Below are 17,238 nucleotides of genomic sequence, written 5' to 3' on the forward strand. Positions count from 1 at the left end.
CAGCGCGCCGCTGACTCAGCCCATATGCAAACCGCCATTCAGCGAAAAATCCGCGCCTGTGGCGAAACCCGATTCGTCAGAAGCAAGCCATGCCACGATCGAACCGATTTCGTCCGGCTGGCCGAGACGCCGCACCGGAATCGTCGCGACGATCTTCTCCAGCACGTCCGGACGGATCGACTTGACCATATCCGTGCCGATGTAGCCCGGCGACACGGTGTTCACCGTCACGCCCTTGGTGGCCACTTCCTGCGCCAGCGACATCGTGAAGCCATGAATACCGGCCTTCGCGGTCGAATAGTTGGTCTGGCCGAACTGCCCCTTCTGCCCGTTCACCGACGAAATGTTGATGACTCGCCCGAAGCCGCGCTCCACCATGCCGTCGATCACCTGCTTGGTGACGTTGAACAGGCTGGTCAGGTTGGTGTCGATCACCGCCGTCCAGTCTTCATGCGTCATCTTGCGGAACACGACGTCGCGCGTGATACCGGCATTGTTCACCAGCACGTCGATTTCGCCGACTTCGGCCTTGACCTTGTCGAACGCGGCCTTGGTCGACTCCCAATCGCCGACATTGCCTTCGGACGCAATGAAATCGTAGCCGAGAGCCTTCTGCTCTTCGAGCCACTTCACGCGGCGCGGTGAGTTCGGGCCACAACCTGCAACGACCTTGAAGCCCTCTTTGTGCAGCCGTTGGCAAATGCTCGTGCCGATGCCGCCCATCCCGCCCGTTACGTACGCAATTCGCTGTGTCATACACTACACTCCGTTTTTCGTTTTCGAGGCGCCGACCGGCGGCCTCTTCCCTCGCCTGATACTTCATCTCCACTGCCGCCGGGCGACCGGCCGACGAGGCCATTGCTCGCCGCGCACCGCCTGCTATCTGCTTGCCAGAGAATGCGCGGCGACCCTGCTTACAGCTTGCTGAAACCCAACTGAACCCTTCTGAAGCTGCATGGACCTGCTTGAGCCTGCTCGGACCTGCCTGAGCCCGCTTGAACCGGTTTGCGCCTCGAGTCTCCGGTCATTGAGACCCGCGACTCGAGGCCCGCAGCCCCGTTAAGCGCGCTCGAGCGCCAGCGCCACGCCCATGCCGCCGCCGATACACAGCGACGCCAAGCCCTTCTTCGCATCGCGCTTCTGCATTTCGTGCAGCAACGTGACGAGAACCCGGCAACCGGACGCGCCGATCGGATGGCCGATCGCAATTGCGCCGCCGTTCACGTTGATCTTCGACGTGTCCCAGCCCATTTGCTGATTCACGGCGCACGCCTGCGCGGCAAACGCTTCGTTGATTTCCATCAGGTCGAGATCGGCCGGCGTCCAGCCCGCGCGCTCGAGACAGCGGCGCGACGCGGGCACCGGACCCATGCCCATGATCTTCGGATCAAGACCCGACGTGGCATACGCCTTGATGCGCGCGAGCGGCGTGAGGCCGAGCGCCTCGGCCTTCTTCGCCGACATCACCAGCACTGCCGCGGCGCCGTCGTTCAGACCCGACGCATTGGCCGCCGTCACCGTGCCCTCTTTCGAGAAAGCAGGCTTCAGACCCGCCAGCGATTCAGCCGTCACGCCGTGACGCACGAACTCGTCCGTCGCGAAACGCAGCGGCTCGCCCTTGCGTTGCGGAATTTCGACCGGCACGATTTCGTCGTTGAAACGGCCCGACTTCTGCGCGGCTTCCGCCTTGTTCTGCGACAGCGCCGCGAACGCGTCCTGCTGCTCGCGCGTGATACCGTATTCCCTGGCGACGTTTTCCGCCGTCACGCCCATGTGGTACTGGTTGTAGACGTCCCACAGGCCGTCGACGATCATCGAGTCGATCAGCTTCGCGTCGCCCATGCGGAAACCGTCGCGCGAACCCGGCAGCACATGCGGCGCCGCGCTCATGTTTTCCTGACCGCCGGCGACCACGATGTCGGCATCGCCCGCGATAATCGCGTTGGCCGCCAGCATCACGGACTTCAGGCCCGAGCCGCAAACCACGTTGATCGTCATCGCGGGCACAGCCGTGGGCAAGCCGGCCTTGATCAGCGACTGACGCGCCGGGTTCTGACCGGAGCCGGCTGTCAGCACCTGCCCCATAATGACTTCGCTGACCTGCTCGGGCTTCAGACCAGACCGTTCGAGCACGGCGCGAATCACGGTGGCGCCGAGTTCGGGCGCGGCGATCTTCGCCAGCGACCCACCGAATTTGCCCACTGCCGTACGGGCGGCCGATACGATCACAACATCCGTCATTTCCATATCCTCCGGGCACATCGGCCAAATAGGCCGTAGCCCGTCAAGTTAAAAATCTTGTTGCTCATGCGCCCTTGCCTGTCCGGGCGCGCATTCATACCGCCGGACCACCGCGCCTTGCGGCGCTAACCCTATTCCCGTTGCCGCACATAACGCCCCGGTGCCGGCTCGATGACGGGGAATTCCGCGGAACCTGCCGTAGCGCGCGGCTTGACTTTCTTGCCGCCGAACTGGTCGAGCCACGTGATCCATTCGGGCCACCAGCTGCCGGGCACTTCGACCGCCTGATCGAGCCACTCATCCGGCGTTTCGGGCAACGTCCTGACATCGCCTTGCAGCGTCCAGTAGCTGCGCTTTTTCTTCGCCGGCGGATTGATCACGCCCGCGATATGGCCCGACGCACCAAGCACGAACTTCAGCGGTCCGGCGAGCAGCGGCACCGACGCGTACGCGGTTTGCCACGGCACGATATGGTCTTCGCGTGAACCGTAGATGAAGGTCGGCACGTCGATCTTCGAGAGGTCGACCGGTTCGCCGCAGGTGGTCAACGCACCCGGCTCGCGCAGACGATTCTCAAGATACGTATTGCGCAGATACCAGACGTACATCGGACCCGGCAGGCTGGTCGAATCGCTGTTCCAGTACAGCAGATCGAACGGCACCGGGGTGCGCCCCTTGAGATAGTTGTCGACGACGTAGTTCCACACCAGATCGTTCGGCCGCAGGAACGAGAAGGTGTTGGCGAATTCGATGCCGCGCATCAATCCGGGCGGGCTGCCGTTCTTGCCGCCGATGGTTTGCTCGCGCATCTGCACATGCGCCTCGTCGACGAATACGTCGAGCACGCCGGTATCCGAGAAGTCGAGCATCGCGGTCAGCAAGGTCATCGACGCTGCCGGATGCTGGCCGCGCGCGGCCGCCACTGCCAGCGCCGTGGCCAGCATCGTGCCGCCCACGCAGAAACCGAGCGTGTTGATCTGCTCGCGGCCACTGATCTGGCTGACCGTGTCGATTGCCTTGAGGACGCCCGCGCCGATGTAGTCGTCCCATGTCTTGCCCGCGATCGACGCATCCGCATTGCGCCACGAAATCAGGAACACCTGATGACCCGAATCGAGCCCGTGCGCAACCAGCGAGTTCTCCGGCTGCAGATCGAGAATGTAGAACTTGTTGATGCACGGCGGCACGATCAGCAGCGGCCGCTCGCGCACGGTGGCCGTGCGCGGCTTGTACTGGATCAACTGCATCAGGTCGTTTTCGAACACCACCGAACCTTCGGTGTTCGCGAGATTTTCACCGACCACGAAACGCGATTCGTCCGTTTGCGAAATCTTGCCGCGCTGGAGGTCGCCCAGCAGATTCATCACGCCCTGCCGCAAGCTCTCGCCCTGGCTATCCAGCAAGGTCTTTTGCGCTTCCGGATTCAACGCGAAGAAGTTGCTGGGCGATGCCGCCGCGGTCCATTGCTGAACGGCGAAGCGGATGCGCTCGCGTACTTTCGGTTCCGTATCGAGCGCGTCGACCATTTCCTGCAGATAGCGCGCGTTCAACAGATACCACGCGGCCGTAAATGCATAGGCTGGCGTCGCGCTCCACGCGTCGGAACTGAAGCGGCGGTCTTTGAGTTCGGGAGTTTTCGTCGTAGAACCCGCTGCCTGCTGGATCAGTTCCATCGCCTCGCGCGAATAATCGGCCTGCAGCTTTTGCAAACGCTCCGATGGAATCGCGGCACTCGGCACATTGAGTCCTGCGAATGAAGGCAATGACGGCAGAGATCCCACCGTCAGTTTGCTGAAGTCAGGCATGCCGGGGAACGACGGTATTTGCGGCAGGCCCATTTGCGGCATTGGCGGAATCCCCATGTGCGGTATTGGGAAAGCCGCGCCATTGCCGCCGGGCGGCGTGCCGAGTGAACGCCATGCGTTCATCCACACGTCGAATAACTGCTGCATGCCTGCGGCCGGCGTTGCGCCGCTCGTACCGGCCTGCTGCGTGTGCTCCGTCGAGGAGTCCGTGCTGGGGGAAGCTGAGGAATGTGATGCTGCCATACCTGCTTTTGACCGGTAAGTCCTTGCGGACGGGTTGAGAGGCAGGTTCTTGCGCACGTGGGCGATTGCTCGCGACCTCGTCACGCCCTGTCTCATGTACGAGGAGCTGTGAGGAACATTCTTGCTCCCCATCGCAAGGCATGTCAATGCTTGTTCCCGATTTTGCCGCAGTGCGATAGTTTTTTAATTATCGTTTTCCCTGTGTAGCAGATCGCGCTTTTGGAACGGGGATTTTTCGGTGCCGATGCAAATGAAAAAAGCTCCCGTACTGCGCGGGCTTATCTCAATTCATCCGTTCGCATGCGAACAGTTTTGGCGGCAGATTTACGCCTGCGCGGGGACTTCGGCAGCGCAGCAAAAAACCATGCTGCGTCTCCGAACAAACCCTCATACGTATGCCGCCAGAAAGACATGACGCCCACTCCAGCGGGCGCCAGCGTGGATAACTTATGCCGCGATCGTCCGCGCCTGATCGTCGAGCCAGATCAGCGCGGCCATGCGGCCGGTTTCCCGATCGCGGCGATAGGAATAGAAACGCTCGCGTTGTGTGACCGTACACAAATCGCCGCCGGCAATGCGCGTCACCCCGAGCCTCTGCAAGCGCAGGCGCGCGAGCGTCGCAAGGTCGGCGAGATATTTGCCGGGATTATGCGGATGCGTAACGAATGCATTCGCCGCGGCCTCGCGTTGTTTGCCGTCCACGCCCTTCATGAAGGCGTCACGCACATCTGCCCCCACCTCGAATGCGTCCGGTCCGATCGCCGGACCGAGATAGGCGTGCAGCGACGCAGCCTCTACGCCGGCGAGATCGGCAACGCGCTGCGCGGTCTGTTCGACGATACCCGCTGCGAGGCCACGCCAGCCGGCATGAGCCGCGCCGACGGCACGCCCCGCTTCGTCGCACAACAGCACCGGCATGCAATCGGCAACCATCACGACGCACACCGTGCCAGGCCGGTCGGTGACGCTCGCATCGGCTTGTGTCGGCATGCCGTTCGCGTGAGTTTGCGCAAGCACATCTTCGGCCCGCACGATGCCCGCGCCGTGAATCTGCTCGAGCCACGCGGCCTCGCTTACGCCGGCCAGATCCAGCAGCCGCGCGCGATTGACCGCGACCGCGGCCGGATCGTCTCCGGCTTTCATCCCCAGATTCAGGCCGCCGGGCAGGTCCGCGCCGTCGCGCCAGCGGCCGAACGGCGGTTCGCTCACGCCGCCATTACGGGTGGTGACGAGCGCACGCACCCGCGGCGACACATTCCATGCCGGTTGCACAACATCGGCGAGACTCAGCTCGGGCAAGCTCATGCGTGATCGTCCTCGCCGTGTTCGTCGTGTTCGTCGTCTTCGGCAGGATCGCCGTCGCCGCGTATTTCATCTGCGTCGACATCGTCGTCCAACGAGGCTTCGTAGTCGTCTTCCTCGTAGTACGTCTCGTCGAACTCGCCCTCGTCGTCGCGCCCGAGGCCGAGCGCCGCCGATAGTACCTGCATGTCTTCCGGCGCATCGGCGCGCCATTGCATGGTGCGGCCGGTTTCCGGGTGAATCAGGCCAAGGCGCCATGCATGCAGCGCCTGGCGGGCAAAGCCGTCCGGCAGCGGCGTCACCGAGCGCTTGCCGCGCGCGCGCCCATAAACCGGATCGCCGAGCAGCGGATGGCCGATATGCGCGCAATGCACGCGAATCTGGTGGGTGCGGCCGGTTTCGAGATCGCAATGAATCGCAGTGACCGGCTGACGCTGCCAGATCGCCGTGTCCACGCGCCGGAAATGCGTGCGCGCCGCCTTTCCCGATGCGCTTGTCACAACCGCCATGCGCGTACGTTCGCGCGGATCGCGGCCGATCGGCGCGTCGATCGTGCCCTCTTCAGGCATGTTGCCCCATACCAGCGCGAGATAACGGCGCTTCACCGTGCGTGCCTGGAGCTGGCGCACCAGATCGGTCTGCGCCTCGAGCGTGCGCGCCACCACCATCAGGCCGGACGTCTCCTTGTCGAGCCGATGGACGATACCGGCGCGCGGCAGGCCGGCCGCGGCGTCGCCATAGCGGTATAGCAGACCGTTCAGGACCGTGCCGCTCCAGTTGCCGGCTGCCGGATGCACGACCATGCCGGCCGGCTTGTTGATCACCACCAGCGTGTCGTCCTCATACACGACGTCGAGCGGCACCGGCTCGGGCGTGAACGCGAGTTGCTCCGGCAGCAGGTCGGGCACGAGTTCGATCGTTGCGCCGAGCGGCACCGGCTGACGGATTTTGGCTGGCTTGCCGTCGATGCGCACCCGCTCCGACTCGATCCAGCTTTGCAGCCGGTTCCGTGAAAACTCCGGAAAGACCCGGGCGAGCACTTTGTCGAGGCGTTCGCCGGCCATTTCGTCGGGGACGACGACACTGCGCGGCGTCTCGTCCGCCACACGGCTCGCCACCGTCGGCACCATGCTCTGCGGGCCGGCGCCGGCAAGCGCGTCGCTGCCGAGATCGTCGTCGAGTGAATCGACGCCCAACGCGTCGGAGGGGTCAGCGCTTACGCTATAATCTTTGTTGCTATTCCCGGCACCGGTTGCGGCGCCTGGAGTATTTGAGCGGGTCATTGAGTCTGGGTCACCTGGACGTAAAGCTAGACTGGAAAATGCGAGCCTTGAACACCATTACTAAAGCGGCGATCAATTTGGCGGCCATCAAGAAGGCGGCCCGGAAAGTGGCCGGATACATTGCGTGTGCCGCGGCCGTCGCCGTTGTTGCGGCTTGTCACGGCCTGCCGGAAAAGACCGACGAGACGGCTACGTGGAACAACAACAAATTATATACGGAGGCGAACGACGCCCTGACCGGTGGTGATTACGGCAAGTGCGCCAAGTATTTCGAGATGCTCGAAGGCCGCGATCCGTTCGGCCACTTTGCCCAGCAGGCACAGATCAACGTCGCCTATTGCAACTGGAAAGACAACGAAAACGCCGCCGCCGACCAGGCGATCGACCGCTTCATCCAGCTGCACCCGGATCACCCGGACATCGCCTACGCGTACTACCTGAAGGGCATGATCCACTTCAACGACGACCTCGGTCTGTTCGGCCGCTTCTCCGGCCAGGACATGAGCGAGCGCGACCCGAAGTCGCTGCGCGAGTCGTATGACGCGTTCAAGGTCGTGGTCGACAAGTACCCGAACAGCAAGTATGCACCGGACGCCGCGCAACGCATGCGCTATATCGTGAACGCGCTGGCGTCGCACGAAGTCCACGCGGCGGATTATTACTACCGCCGTGGCGCTTATGTCGCGGCGATCAATCGCGCGCAACTGGCGTTGAAGGAATACAAGAACGCGCCGGCTATCGAAGACGCACTGCACATCATGATGCTGTCGTATCAAAAGCTGAATCAGCCGCAACTGGCCGACGACACCAAGCGTATTCTGGCAGGCACCTTCCCTGACAGCCCGTACATCACGGGCCATGCAAGGCCGGGTAAGGAAAAGTCGTGGTGGCAGTTCTAAGTTTCAGGCACGCGCTTTAAGAACGCTGCAAACAGAAACGCCACGACGTCGGTCGTGGCGTTTCTGTTTATGGAGCGCAGCCGGCGTGCGCCCGAGGCCGGCTGGCGACAGGCGCTCTCAGTCCCGCTCGAACAGCGCAATCGACTCCACATGCGAGGTGTGCGGGAACATGTTCACCACCCCCGCGCCCACCAGCCGGTAGCCGGCCTCATGCACCAGCAGGCCGGCGTCGCGAGCGAGCGTAGCCGGGGCGCACGAGACGTACACGATACGCTTGGGCAGCGGCCCGTTGCCGCTCTGTGCGATCTCGGCGAGCGCTTTGGCGACGGCCAGCGCGCCTTCACGCGGCGGATCGATCAGGATTTTGTCGAAATGGCCGAGCGCGCGCAGGTCGTCGGCGGTGACTTCGAACAGATTCCGGCAGGCAAACGATGTATGACCCGCCACGCCGTTCAGTTCGGCATTGGCCAGTGCACGCGAAGTCAGCGCTTCGCTGCCCTCGATACCCATCACTTCCTTCGAGATCCGGGCGAGCGGCAGCGTGAAATTGCCGATTCCGCAGAATAGATCGAGCACGCGGTCGGTGGCGGCCGGGGCCAGTAGACGCAACGCACGGCTGACCAGCACGCGATTGATCGCGTGATTGACCTGCGTGAAATCGGTCGGCTTGAACGGCATCCGGATGTTGTATTCCGGAAGCGTGTAGTCGAGTTCCGCGTCGAGCGGATAGAACGGCACGACCGTATCAGGACCACCCGGCTGCAACCACCACTGGATCTTGTGCTCGTCGGCGAAATCGCGCAGCACCTGCTCGTCCGCGGCAGTGAGCGGCGCGAGATTACGCAGCACCAGTGCGGTGACCGAGGAGCCAACCGCCAGCTCGATCTGCGGCATACGATCGTGGATCGACAGCTTGCGAACCATGAAGCGCAGCGGCATCAGCATCGCCGACACATGCGGCGGCAGCACCTCACAACTCTTCATATCCGAGATGTAGCTGCTCTTCTTCTCGTAGAAGCCGATGCGCATGCCGCCCTTTTCCGGCAGATAGCGCACAGCCAGACGCGCGCGGTAGCGATATCCCCACGCTGGGCCATGAATGGGGCGGTACACCGTCTCGGGGCGCAGCTTCGCCAGATGCTGGAAATTGTCTTCGAGCACGCGTTGCTTGACGGCGATCTGGGCGCGAATGTCGAGATGCTGCATCGAACAGCCGCCGCAAATATCGAAGTACGCGCATTTCGGCTTCGTGCGAAGCACGCTTTCACGGAACACCTGGACCACTTCCGCCTGCTCGAATTTCGGCTTGCTGCGATGGGTCGAGTAGCTGACGCGCTCGCCAGGCAGCGCGCCTTCGACAAAGATTACCTTGCCGGGCGTGCCGTCTTCGCTCTCGATACGGCCCACGCCGCGCGCTTCCATATCGAGCGAAACGATTTCGATGATCGGCTCATTGCCGGTGATGACGTGCGCTTTGGCCGGAGCGGGCGCCTTCTGGCGCTTGGGCGAGCGACGTTGGGGGGCAGTTCGGGACACCGGCGACTTCCTGACAAACTTGGGGAAAGGCGAGATTGTAGACGAAGCGCCGCCATTGCCAACGATTTGGCGCGGCTGCGGCGGCTAGCGCCTGCCTGCTTGCGCCATGGCCGATTTGCGTGCTGCAAACCGCTTCGCTAGCAGAATAGTAAGGCTTATTGATCAAATGCGGCCAGATACTCGGCCCATTGCGGCGCCGCCTCCAGCGCTAATGCATTCTTGACCAGGTTGATCTCGTCAGCATACTCCGCCGCCGAAAACGCCCCGCGGATCAGCTGAAAGCGGCAATACAGCAGATAGGTATTGACGACGTCGGTCTCGCAGTAATTGCGGATTTCCTCAATGCGCCCTTCCTGGTATGCGTGCCATACCTGGCTGCCGTCCATCCCCATCTTGCCGGGGAAGCCGCACATCTTCGCGAGCGCGTCGAGCGGCGCGTTGGCGCGCGCCTGATACATCGCCAGCACGTCCATCAGATCGGTGTGGCGCGCATGATAGCGGCTGATGTAGTTGTTCCACTTGAACTCGCGGTCGTCCTCGCCGAGGTCCCAGAAACGGGACGCCGGGATGCCGTTGACCAGCGCACGGTAGTTCAGCACCGGCAGATCGAACCCGCCGCCGTTCCACGACACGAGTTGCGGCGTGTACTTTTCGATCACGCGATAAAACGACTGCACGAGCGCCGCCTCGCCGTCTTCCAGCGTGCCGAGCGAGCGCACACGGAAACCGTTGTTGTCGCGGAACACGCAGGAAATCGCCGCGATCCGTTGCAGGTGATGCGGCAGGAAATCGCTGCCGGTCTTTTCGCGGCGCGCGGCAAAAGCGTGCTCGGCGACTTCGGCGTCGCTTAGCGTGGCGGGCAAATCTTCGAGGCGGCGAATGCCGGCGACATCGGGAATCGTCTCGATGTCGAATACAAGAATCGGTGTCATCAGCTTAGAGAACGGCGTCCTTCCGAACACCGTTGGAGGCAAAGAAGCGCTTTAACCGCACCAGCGCTTCCTGTTGGATCTGGCGCACACGTTCGCGCGTGAGGCCCATTTCGTCGGCCAGCTCTTCGAGCGTGGCGGGCTCGATGTGGTTCAGACCGAAGCGGCGCTCGATCACATGGCGGTGCTTGTCCGACAAGCGCGCAAGCCACGCACGTGTAAGCGTTTCCAGCTCGCGGTGCTGCACCTCGGCATCCGGCGACTGGCTCTGGTCGTCAGACAGCAGGTCGAGCAGACTGCTCGCCGGGTCGAGATCGAGTGGCGCATCGAGCGACGCGGTGTGCTCGTTCAGCGCGAGAATATCGGTGACTTCGTCGGTGGTCTTGCCGGTCAGATAGGCAATATCGTCGATGCTAGCGTCGCGGCGCTCCGCGGCTTCGCCGGAATTCATCGAATTTTTTTCCAGATGACGCTTTGCGCGCAGCACCTGGTTGAGCTCACGGATCACGTGCACCGGCAAACGCACGGTGCGCGCCTGGTTCATGATCGCGCGCTCGATGCTCTGGCGAATCCACCAGGTGGCGTAGGTCGAGAAACGGAAGCCGCGCGTGGGATCGAACTTTTCGATCGCGTGCATCAAACCGAGGTTGCCCTCTTCGATCAGATCGAGCAGCGGCACGCCGCGATTCAGATAACCCTTCGCGATGCTGACGACCAGCCGCAAATTACGCTCGATCATCACCTGGCGTGCGTCGAACTCGCCCGCCTTCGCCAGACGCGAATACTTCTGCTCTTCTTCGACGGTCAGGAGCGGTTTGACGCTGATGCGATTCAGATAATGCTGAATGGTGTCGGCCGTCAGCTCGGCTTGCAGCAGCGCACGGAAATCGTCGACATCGGGCGGCGTGTCGCTCGCGCCTTCGCGGGCCTCTCCGGCCTCGTCCGCGGCGCCCTGGCGCTCGTCGAGATCGCGCTCTTCGACGATCTCGTCTTCGGCTTCCGAAGCGCCGCTATCCTCCACCGAAGCGGACGTGACGCGGCTAATCGTCTCAGATTCGGCTTGCGGCAGGCGGCGCTTCGATTTCGGCATGGTCGTATCGCTTATTGCGGCGGCAAATACTTCAGTGGGTCGACAGGTTTACCCTGCCGGCGAACTTCGAAATGCAACATCACGCGGTCGGAATCGCTATTGCCCATCTCAGCGATCTTCTGCCCTTTGGTTACCGCATCCCCCTCTTTTACCATCAAAGCGCGGTTGTGTGCATACGCCGTGAGATAAGTTGCATCATGCTTGATGATAATGAGATTGCCGTAACCACGCAGCCCATTTCCGGCATAAACCACGCGTCCATCCGCTGAGGCCTTGACGGGATCGCCCGCTGCACCGCCGATATTAATACCCTTGTTGGTCGAATCGTTGAACGTACCAAGCATCGGCCCGCGCACCGGCCACGCGAACGCGATGTTGCCGGAAGCACCGGTATTCGAATCACTCGCGGCACCCGGATTGGCGGGCGCCGGCGACGTGGTCGCATTCGAACCATAGACCGGCGGCACCGCCACGCCTGCCGCGGCACCCGCCACCGGCGGCGTGCTGCCAAGCGGCGCGCTCTGCACCCCGCCACCGCCGATCGGCGCGGTCGACACACCCGGCGTCAGCGCCGCGGTGTTCGCTCCCGGCGGAACGACGCGCAGCAACTGGTCGACTTCGATCTGATTCGGATTGGTGAGATTGTTCCACGCCGAAATATCGCGATAGTTCTGGCCGTTCTCCAGCGCGATCCGGTACAGCGTATCGCCGGGTTTCACACGATAGTAGCCCGGCGGCGGCGGTCCGAGCGGCACAGCCGGCTGTTGCGCGGCTTGCGTACCGAGGGCACCGCTGCCCGAGCGGTCGACGACGGGTGCCTGATCGAGACGGGTCGCACAGGCCGACATCAACAGGGACAAGGCGAGCACGCACACGCTACGCTGGGTTACGGTCATAGGAATATTCAGGCTGGTTCTTTGCATCGCGCGCAACATACTCATCGGTGTCAAATCACTCCGGATTTTAAGGGTACAAAGAAAACGCGATCAAGCCGCGACTCGCGCCACTGCGCGGGTCCGAGGCGTTCCACCAGGGTCAGCACCTGGTTCTGGCCTTCCTGCGAGCCGACCGGCGCGACCAGACGGCCGCCGATCGCGAGTTGTTCAAGCAATGCTTGCGGTACGTCCAGCCCCGCCGCCGCGATCACGATCGCATCGAATGGCGCCGCCGACGGCAACCCCAGGCGACCGTCGCCGTAGTGCAAGCGGATGTTCGGAATGCGCAGCGGACGCAAGTTTGTCTTCGCGCGTTCGGACAGCGGCTTGATACGTTCAATCGAGTAAACGTCCCGCGCGACCTGGCTCAGTACCGCGGCCTGATAGCCGCAGCCCGTACCGATTTCGAGCACGGTGTTCAACGCACGGCCAGCGGCCGCCAGCTCGATCATCCGCGCAACCACGGAGGGCTTGGAAATCGTCTGGTGATGACCGATCGGCAGCGCCGCGTCTTCATAGGCCTGGGCCGCGAGGCCCGGGTCGACGAACATGTGGCGCGGCACCACCGACATCGCGTTCAACACGCGCTGATCGGTCACGCCGTTTGCACGCAGCCGTTCGACCATCCGTTCGCGAACCCGTTCCGAAGTGAGCGCCAAAGCGCCGTTCAACGCGACATTCGGCACCGCGCTGCGCTCGCTGGGTCTGGCCGCGGGTTTGCTGAGCGGCGCCGGTTTTGCTGCGGCGCGCACAGCCGAACCTTGCGCGACGGGTGCTGCGTGCGGTTTGGCTTGCGACTTGCCCGGGGCGTGGCCCGACGTGCTCACTGGCGCCTTCATCGGCGCCTTGGCTGGTGGCTTTGCTTGCGTCGCCTGGGTTTGCGCCTGTGCTCTCACCGGCGGCTTCGCGGGGGTTTTCCCACCGGCTCCCGCGGCCGGATTTTTCGCCGGTTGCGGGCGAGCGTTCAGCGCCGCGCTCGCCGCGAGCGCCGCCGCGCGCATATCACCCGGACGACCTTCAACCCTGCGCGGTTCGCGCACCAGGTCCTCGAGGCCGAGCGGGAAGCGCTTTGCGCGCTCGCTGGTCATGAAGCGCCGCTACCGGCGCGCGCCCAGTCGCGCGCTGCGGGCAGCATTTGCGTGTGGGTCAGATCGAGCTGCAACGGCGTGATCGACACCTGGCCGTTCGCGACAGCGTGGAAATCGGTACCTTCGCTCGCATCGCGCGCGCTGCCCGACGGACCAATCCAGTAGATGGGTTCGCCGCGCGGGTTGGTCTGGCGGATCACCGGCTGCGACGGATGCCGCTTGCCCAGACGCGTGATATGCCAGCCGCCGAGTTGCTCATACGGCAAGTTCGGAATATTGACGTTCAGGAGCGGATGCCCCGGCAACGGTTGCTCGAGGTAGTGCGCGACGATCTCGGCAGCCACGCGCGCGGCATCTTCGAGGTGCCCCCAATCCTTGTCGACCAGCGAGAAGGCAATGGCCGGCACGCCGAACATGATGCCTTCGGTGGCGGCGGCGACAGTGCCCGAATAGAGCGTGTCCTCGCCCATGTTCTGGCCGTTGTTGATACCCGAGACGACGAGGTCCGGCGTGTGGTCCAGCATCCCGGTCAGCGCGATGTGCACCGAATCGGTTGGCGTGCCGTTCACGTAGTAGAAACCGTTCGCCGAGCGCAGCACCGAAAGCGGCCGCGACAGCGTCAAGGAATTGGACGCGCCGCTGCAGTTCTGCTCGGGCGCCATTACGGTGACGTCCGCGATCGGCTTGAGCGCTTCGTAAAGCGCGGCAAGCCCGGGCGCCAGATAGCCGTCGTCATTGCTGAGTAGGATTCGCATGCGGCGATTGTAACCGAGGAAAGAAGGCAGGCGAACGACACGGCGGGCACCACGCACGTCACATGCACAGCGCACGCGCCACGCACCACGCCCACGGCTGTCACCCTCGCGAACACAGGGCCAGGAACAATAAAAACGCACGGTCGTGCTGTTTGTTTTACACTCAGAATAGTTGCGACGCCCGACGGAAGCCCCGCGGGAAACCCGATCGATATGGAGACACGATGCGCGCGATTCGCTGTAATCAGTACGGGCCGCCGGAAAGCCTGGTGGTCGAAAATCTCCCGGATCTCGAGCCGCCGCCCGGACACGTCGTGATCGACGTCAAAGCGGCCGCCGTCAACTTTCCCGATGTGTTGATCATCGAGAACAAATACCAGTTCAAACCGCCGCTGCCCTTTACGCCCGGCTCCGAAGTCGCGGGCGTGGTTCGCGCGGTCGGCGCGGATGTGACGCAGTTCAAACCCGGCTCCCGTGTGGTCGCGTTCACCGGCTCGGGTGGATTCGCCGAGCAGGCGCTGGCACCGGTCACGGCGTGCGTGCCGCTCGCGGACGGCGTCGAGTTCGAACTGGCCGCGGCGTTCACGCTCGCGTACGGCACGTCGCATCACGCGGTGGTCGATCGCGGCCAGTTGAAGGCCGGTGAAACGATGCTGGTGCTGGGCGCGGCGGGCGGCGTCGGGCTCGCCGCGGTCGAGATCGGCAAAGCCCTTGGCGCGCGCGTGATCGCGGCGGCGTCGAGCGACGAAAAGCTTGCCACTTGCGTGAAGCACGGCGCGGACGCCACCATCAACTACAGCACCGAAGACCTGCGCGAACGGATCAAGGCGCTGACCGACGGCAAGGGTCCGGATGTCATCTACGATCCGGTCGGCGGTGTGTATGCGGAACCGGCGTTTCGCAGCATCGGCTGGCGCGGGCGTTATCTGGTGGTCGGTTTTGCGAACGGCGAGATTCCGAAGTTGCCGCTCAACCTGACACTGCTCAAAGGCGCGAGCCTGGTCGGCGTATTCTGGGGTGACTTTGCCAGGCGCGAGCCGCAGCACAATCACGCCGCGTTCGAGCAGATGACCGGCTGGATCGGCGAAGGCAAGCTCAAGCCGTACGTGTCGGCGCGCTATGCGCTGGAAGACACCGGCCGCGCGTTGCGCGATATGGCCGAGCGCCGGGTGATCGGGAAGGTGGTGATTACGCCCTAGCCGCCTGGCCCGTTGTGCATTCAACCTACGCTTCGTCGACCGGCAAATAAAACGGCGCGCGGTTTTAAAACCACGCGCCGTTTTTGCTCAGGCCTTGCCAGCCAGGCCTTCACGTGCCCGATCTTGCGTGCGTGGCTACAGCTTTTCCGTATCGCCCGACTTCGGCTGCCACTTCATCAGGCGGCGCTCGCCAATCCCGACAATCGCATCGAGAATCAGTGCGAACGCCGTCAGCACCAGAATCCCCGCGAACACCGTATTGATATCGAAGGTGCCCTCGGCTTGCAGAATCAGATAGCCGACGCCGCGCGCCGAGCCGAGATATTCCCCCACCACCGAGCCGACAAACGCCAGACCCACCGACGTGTGCAGGCTCGAAAACACCCAGCTCATCGCGCTCGGCAGATAAACAAAGCGCAGCAACTGCTTACGGTTCGCTCCGAGCATGCGCGCGTTGGCGAGTACCACCGGGCTCACTTCCTTCACGCCTTGATAGACGTTGAAGAACACGATAAAGAACACCAGCGTGACGCCCAGCGCCACCTTCGACCAGATGCCGAGGCCAAACCACACGCCGAAAATCGGCGCGAGAATCACGCGCGGCATCGAATTGGCCGCCTTGATATACGGATCGAACAGCGCGCTCGCGAGCGGCGACAGAGCGAGCCACAGACCGACGCCGAGTCCGAACGCGGTGCCGAGCGCGAACGCGAGCACCGTTTCGACCAGGGTGATCCACAGGTGCAGATAGATCTCGCCGCCCGTGAACCATTCCCAGATGCGCTGCAGCACCTTCTGCGGCTCGCCGAAGAAGAACGCGGCCTTATTCGGATCGTCGAAATAGAACGGCGGCAGCAGCGTCGGACTGGTCAGCACGTACCAGAGCACAAAACACAGCACGAGCAGCAGCCACTGCCAGATCACCAGGTTCGCCCGGTTCGGGCGCAACGTCTTCCACATGACTAATTTGCCTTAGACGATTGATCGACACAACGACCGAGCGCGACACGCAAGCGCAGCAACGGGACGCCAACGCCTCCCTCACACGCGACGTGTCCGCGAGCCGTCACTACACGGCGGTGAGTTGCTGCTGGTAGCCCTTGAGCACCTCGTCGCGCAGCACGCTCCAGATCTGGGCATGCAACTCGACGAAGCGCGGATGCGCACGAATCTCGGCGACGTCGCGCGGCCGCGGCAGATCGATCGCGAATTCGCCGATCGGATGCGTGCCCGGCCCCGCCGACAGCACCACGACCCGGTCGGACATCGAGATCGCTTCGTCGAGATCGTGCGTGATGAACAGCACCGCCTTGCGCTTTGCCGCCCACAGATCGAGCAACTCGTTTTCCATCAGCTGACGCGTCTGGATATCGAGCGCGGAAAACGGCTCGTCCATCAGAATGATGTCCGGGTCGAGGATCAGCGTCTGCGCCATTGCGACGCGCTTGCGCATGCCGCCCGACAGTTGATGCGGATAGCGATCGCCGAAACCGCCGAGTCCCACGCGCTTTAACCACTCGTCGGCTTTACTGCGCGCTTCGGCCGGCGGTACGCCGTGAAAAGCGAGGCCGGCCATCACGTTGTCGATGGCCGAACGCCACGGCATCAGCGCATCGGCCTGAAACATATAGCCGGCGCGCCGGTTGATCCCCTTGAGCGGCTCGCCGAACACGCTGACCGTGCCCGACGACGGTTCCAGCAAACCCGCGCCGACATTTAACAAAGTGGATTTGCCGCAGCCGGTCGGGCCAACCACCGAGACGAATTCGCCCGGGGCGATGCGCAAGGTCGTGTCCTTGACTGCCGTATAGCGCTGCGCGCGGTTGTCCCGCGCAGCGAACGTGCAGGTGATGTTGTCGAGCGCCAGGGCGGCAACGGTCATCGTTCGACTCGCTTCGAAGATCGGTTTTGATTCTGGTTTGTCATGCGGCCG

Annotated in this window: 15 protein-coding genes; 2 read left to right on the plus strand and 13 right to left on the minus strand. The window is 63.2% G+C overall.

All coding sequences use genetic code 11. The annotated features are described in order from the left end of the window. Nucleotides 1–15: 15 nt before the first annotated feature. The 5 genes from HWX91_RS29180 to HWX91_RS29200 all read right to left on the minus strand — a co-directional run bounded on the left by HWX91_RS29180 (nucleotide 16) and on the right by HWX91_RS29200 (nucleotide 6,874). Nucleotides 16–756, minus strand: coding sequence for a 3-ketoacyl-ACP reductase (locus HWX91_RS29180; RefSeq protein WP_028196627.1), 741 nt, complete (start codon nucleotides 754–756; stop codon nucleotides 16–18). Nucleotides 757–1,059: 303 nt separating this feature from the next. Beyond that, on the minus strand, nucleotides 1,060–2,241 hold the full coding sequence (locus tag HWX91_RS29185) for an acetyl-CoA C-acetyltransferase (protein WP_028196628.1): 1,182 nt from the start codon (nucleotides 2,239–2,241) through the stop codon (nucleotides 1,060–1,062). A gap of 131 nt (nucleotides 2,242–2,372) precedes the next feature. Further along, nucleotides 2,373–4,193: a class I poly(R)-hydroxyalkanoic acid synthase gene (gene phaC / locus HWX91_RS29190; RefSeq protein WP_028196629.1), complete on the minus strand. Its 1,821-nt coding sequence runs from the start codon at nucleotides 4,191–4,193 to the stop codon at nucleotides 2,373–2,375. Nucleotides 4,194–4,736: 543 nt separating this feature from the next. Then, the gene (gene pgeF, locus HWX91_RS29195; protein ID WP_028196630.1) at nucleotides 4,737–5,594 is read right to left on the minus strand and encodes a peptidoglycan editing factor PgeF; all 858 of its coding nucleotides are present in this window, start codon (nucleotides 5,592–5,594) and stop codon (nucleotides 4,737–4,739) included. After that, nucleotides 5,591–6,874 (minus strand): RluA family pseudouridine synthase, encoded by a 1,284-nt coding sequence (locus tag HWX91_RS29200; protein ID WP_028196631.1) that lies wholly within the window; start codon nucleotides 6,872–6,874, stop codon nucleotides 5,591–5,593. Before HWX91_RS29200 ends, pgeF begins: the two co-directional genes overlap by 4 nt. 38 nt (nucleotides 6,875–6,912) lie before the next feature. Between HWX91_RS29200 and HWX91_RS29205 the strand changes: the two genes are divergently transcribed. Next, on the plus strand, nucleotides 6,913–7,773 hold the full coding sequence (locus tag HWX91_RS29205; protein ID WP_035520618.1) for an outer membrane protein assembly factor BamD: 861 nt from the start codon (nucleotides 6,913–6,915) through the stop codon (nucleotides 7,771–7,773). Nucleotides 7,774–7,890: 117 nt separating this feature from the next. Here the strand turns inward: HWX91_RS29205 and rlmD are convergent, their stop codons facing one another. The 6 genes from rlmD to surE all read right to left on the minus strand — a co-directional run bounded on the left by rlmD (nucleotide 7,891) and on the right by surE (nucleotide 14,106). Beyond that, nucleotides 7,891–9,309 (minus strand): 23S rRNA (uracil(1939)-C(5))-methyltransferase RlmD, encoded by a 1,419-nt coding sequence (gene rlmD, locus HWX91_RS29210; RefSeq protein ID WP_028196633.1) that lies wholly within the window; start codon nucleotides 9,307–9,309, stop codon nucleotides 7,891–7,893. A gap of 155 nt (nucleotides 9,310–9,464) precedes the next feature. Next, nucleotides 9,465–10,241, minus strand: coding sequence for a 3'-5' exonuclease (locus HWX91_RS29215; protein WP_028196634.1), 777 nt, complete (start codon nucleotides 10,239–10,241; stop codon nucleotides 9,465–9,467). A gap of 4 nt (nucleotides 10,242–10,245) precedes the next feature. Continuing rightward, complete coding sequence (gene rpoS, locus HWX91_RS29220; RefSeq protein ID WP_028196635.1) at nucleotides 10,246–11,328, minus strand: RNA polymerase sigma factor RpoS; 1,083 nt, start codon at nucleotides 11,326–11,328, stop codon at nucleotides 10,246–10,248. A gap of 11 nt (nucleotides 11,329–11,339) precedes the next feature. Further along, entirely contained in the window at nucleotides 11,340–12,269 is a 930-nt protein-coding gene (locus HWX91_RS29225; protein WP_028196636.1) for a peptidoglycan DD-metalloendopeptidase family protein, read from the minus strand. Nucleotides 12,270–12,274: 5 nt separating this feature from the next. Further along, nucleotides 12,275–13,351 carry a protein-L-isoaspartate(D-aspartate) O-methyltransferase gene (locus tag HWX91_RS29230; RefSeq protein ID WP_028196637.1) on the minus strand — a complete coding sequence of 359 codons (1,077 nt, stop codon included), beginning with the start codon at nucleotides 13,349–13,351 and terminating at the stop codon, nucleotides 12,275–12,277. Beyond that, a complete protein-coding gene (gene surE, locus HWX91_RS29235) occupies nucleotides 13,348–14,106 on the minus strand; it encodes a 5'/3'-nucleotidase SurE (RefSeq protein ID WP_028196638.1) in 759 nt (252 codons plus the stop codon). The genes HWX91_RS29230 and surE overlap by 4 nt, the downstream gene beginning before the upstream one ends. 224 nt (nucleotides 14,107–14,330) lie before the next feature. Here surE and HWX91_RS29240 point away from each other — a divergent pair, with 224 nt between their 5' ends. Continuing rightward, nucleotides 14,331–15,305: an NADPH:quinone oxidoreductase family protein gene (locus HWX91_RS29240; RefSeq protein WP_028196639.1), complete on the plus strand. Its 975-nt coding sequence runs from the start codon at nucleotides 14,331–14,333 to the stop codon at nucleotides 15,303–15,305. A gap of 135 nt (nucleotides 15,306–15,440) precedes the next feature. Here HWX91_RS29240 and HWX91_RS29245 read toward each other — a convergent pair whose 3' ends face one another. Next, nucleotides 15,441–16,265: an ABC transporter permease gene (locus HWX91_RS29245; protein WP_028196640.1), complete on the minus strand. Its 825-nt coding sequence runs from the start codon at nucleotides 16,263–16,265 to the stop codon at nucleotides 15,441–15,443. A gap of 109 nt (nucleotides 16,266–16,374) precedes the next feature. After that, a complete protein-coding gene (locus tag HWX91_RS29250; protein WP_028196641.1) occupies nucleotides 16,375–17,187 on the minus strand; it encodes an ABC transporter ATP-binding protein in 813 nt (270 codons plus the stop codon). Nucleotides 17,188–17,238: the final 51 nt, after the last annotated feature.

It is taken from the genome of Paraburkholderia fungorum, assembly GCF_902833645.1.
Lineage (GTDB): Bacteria > Pseudomonadota > Gammaproteobacteria > Burkholderiales > Burkholderiaceae > Paraburkholderia > Paraburkholderia fungorum.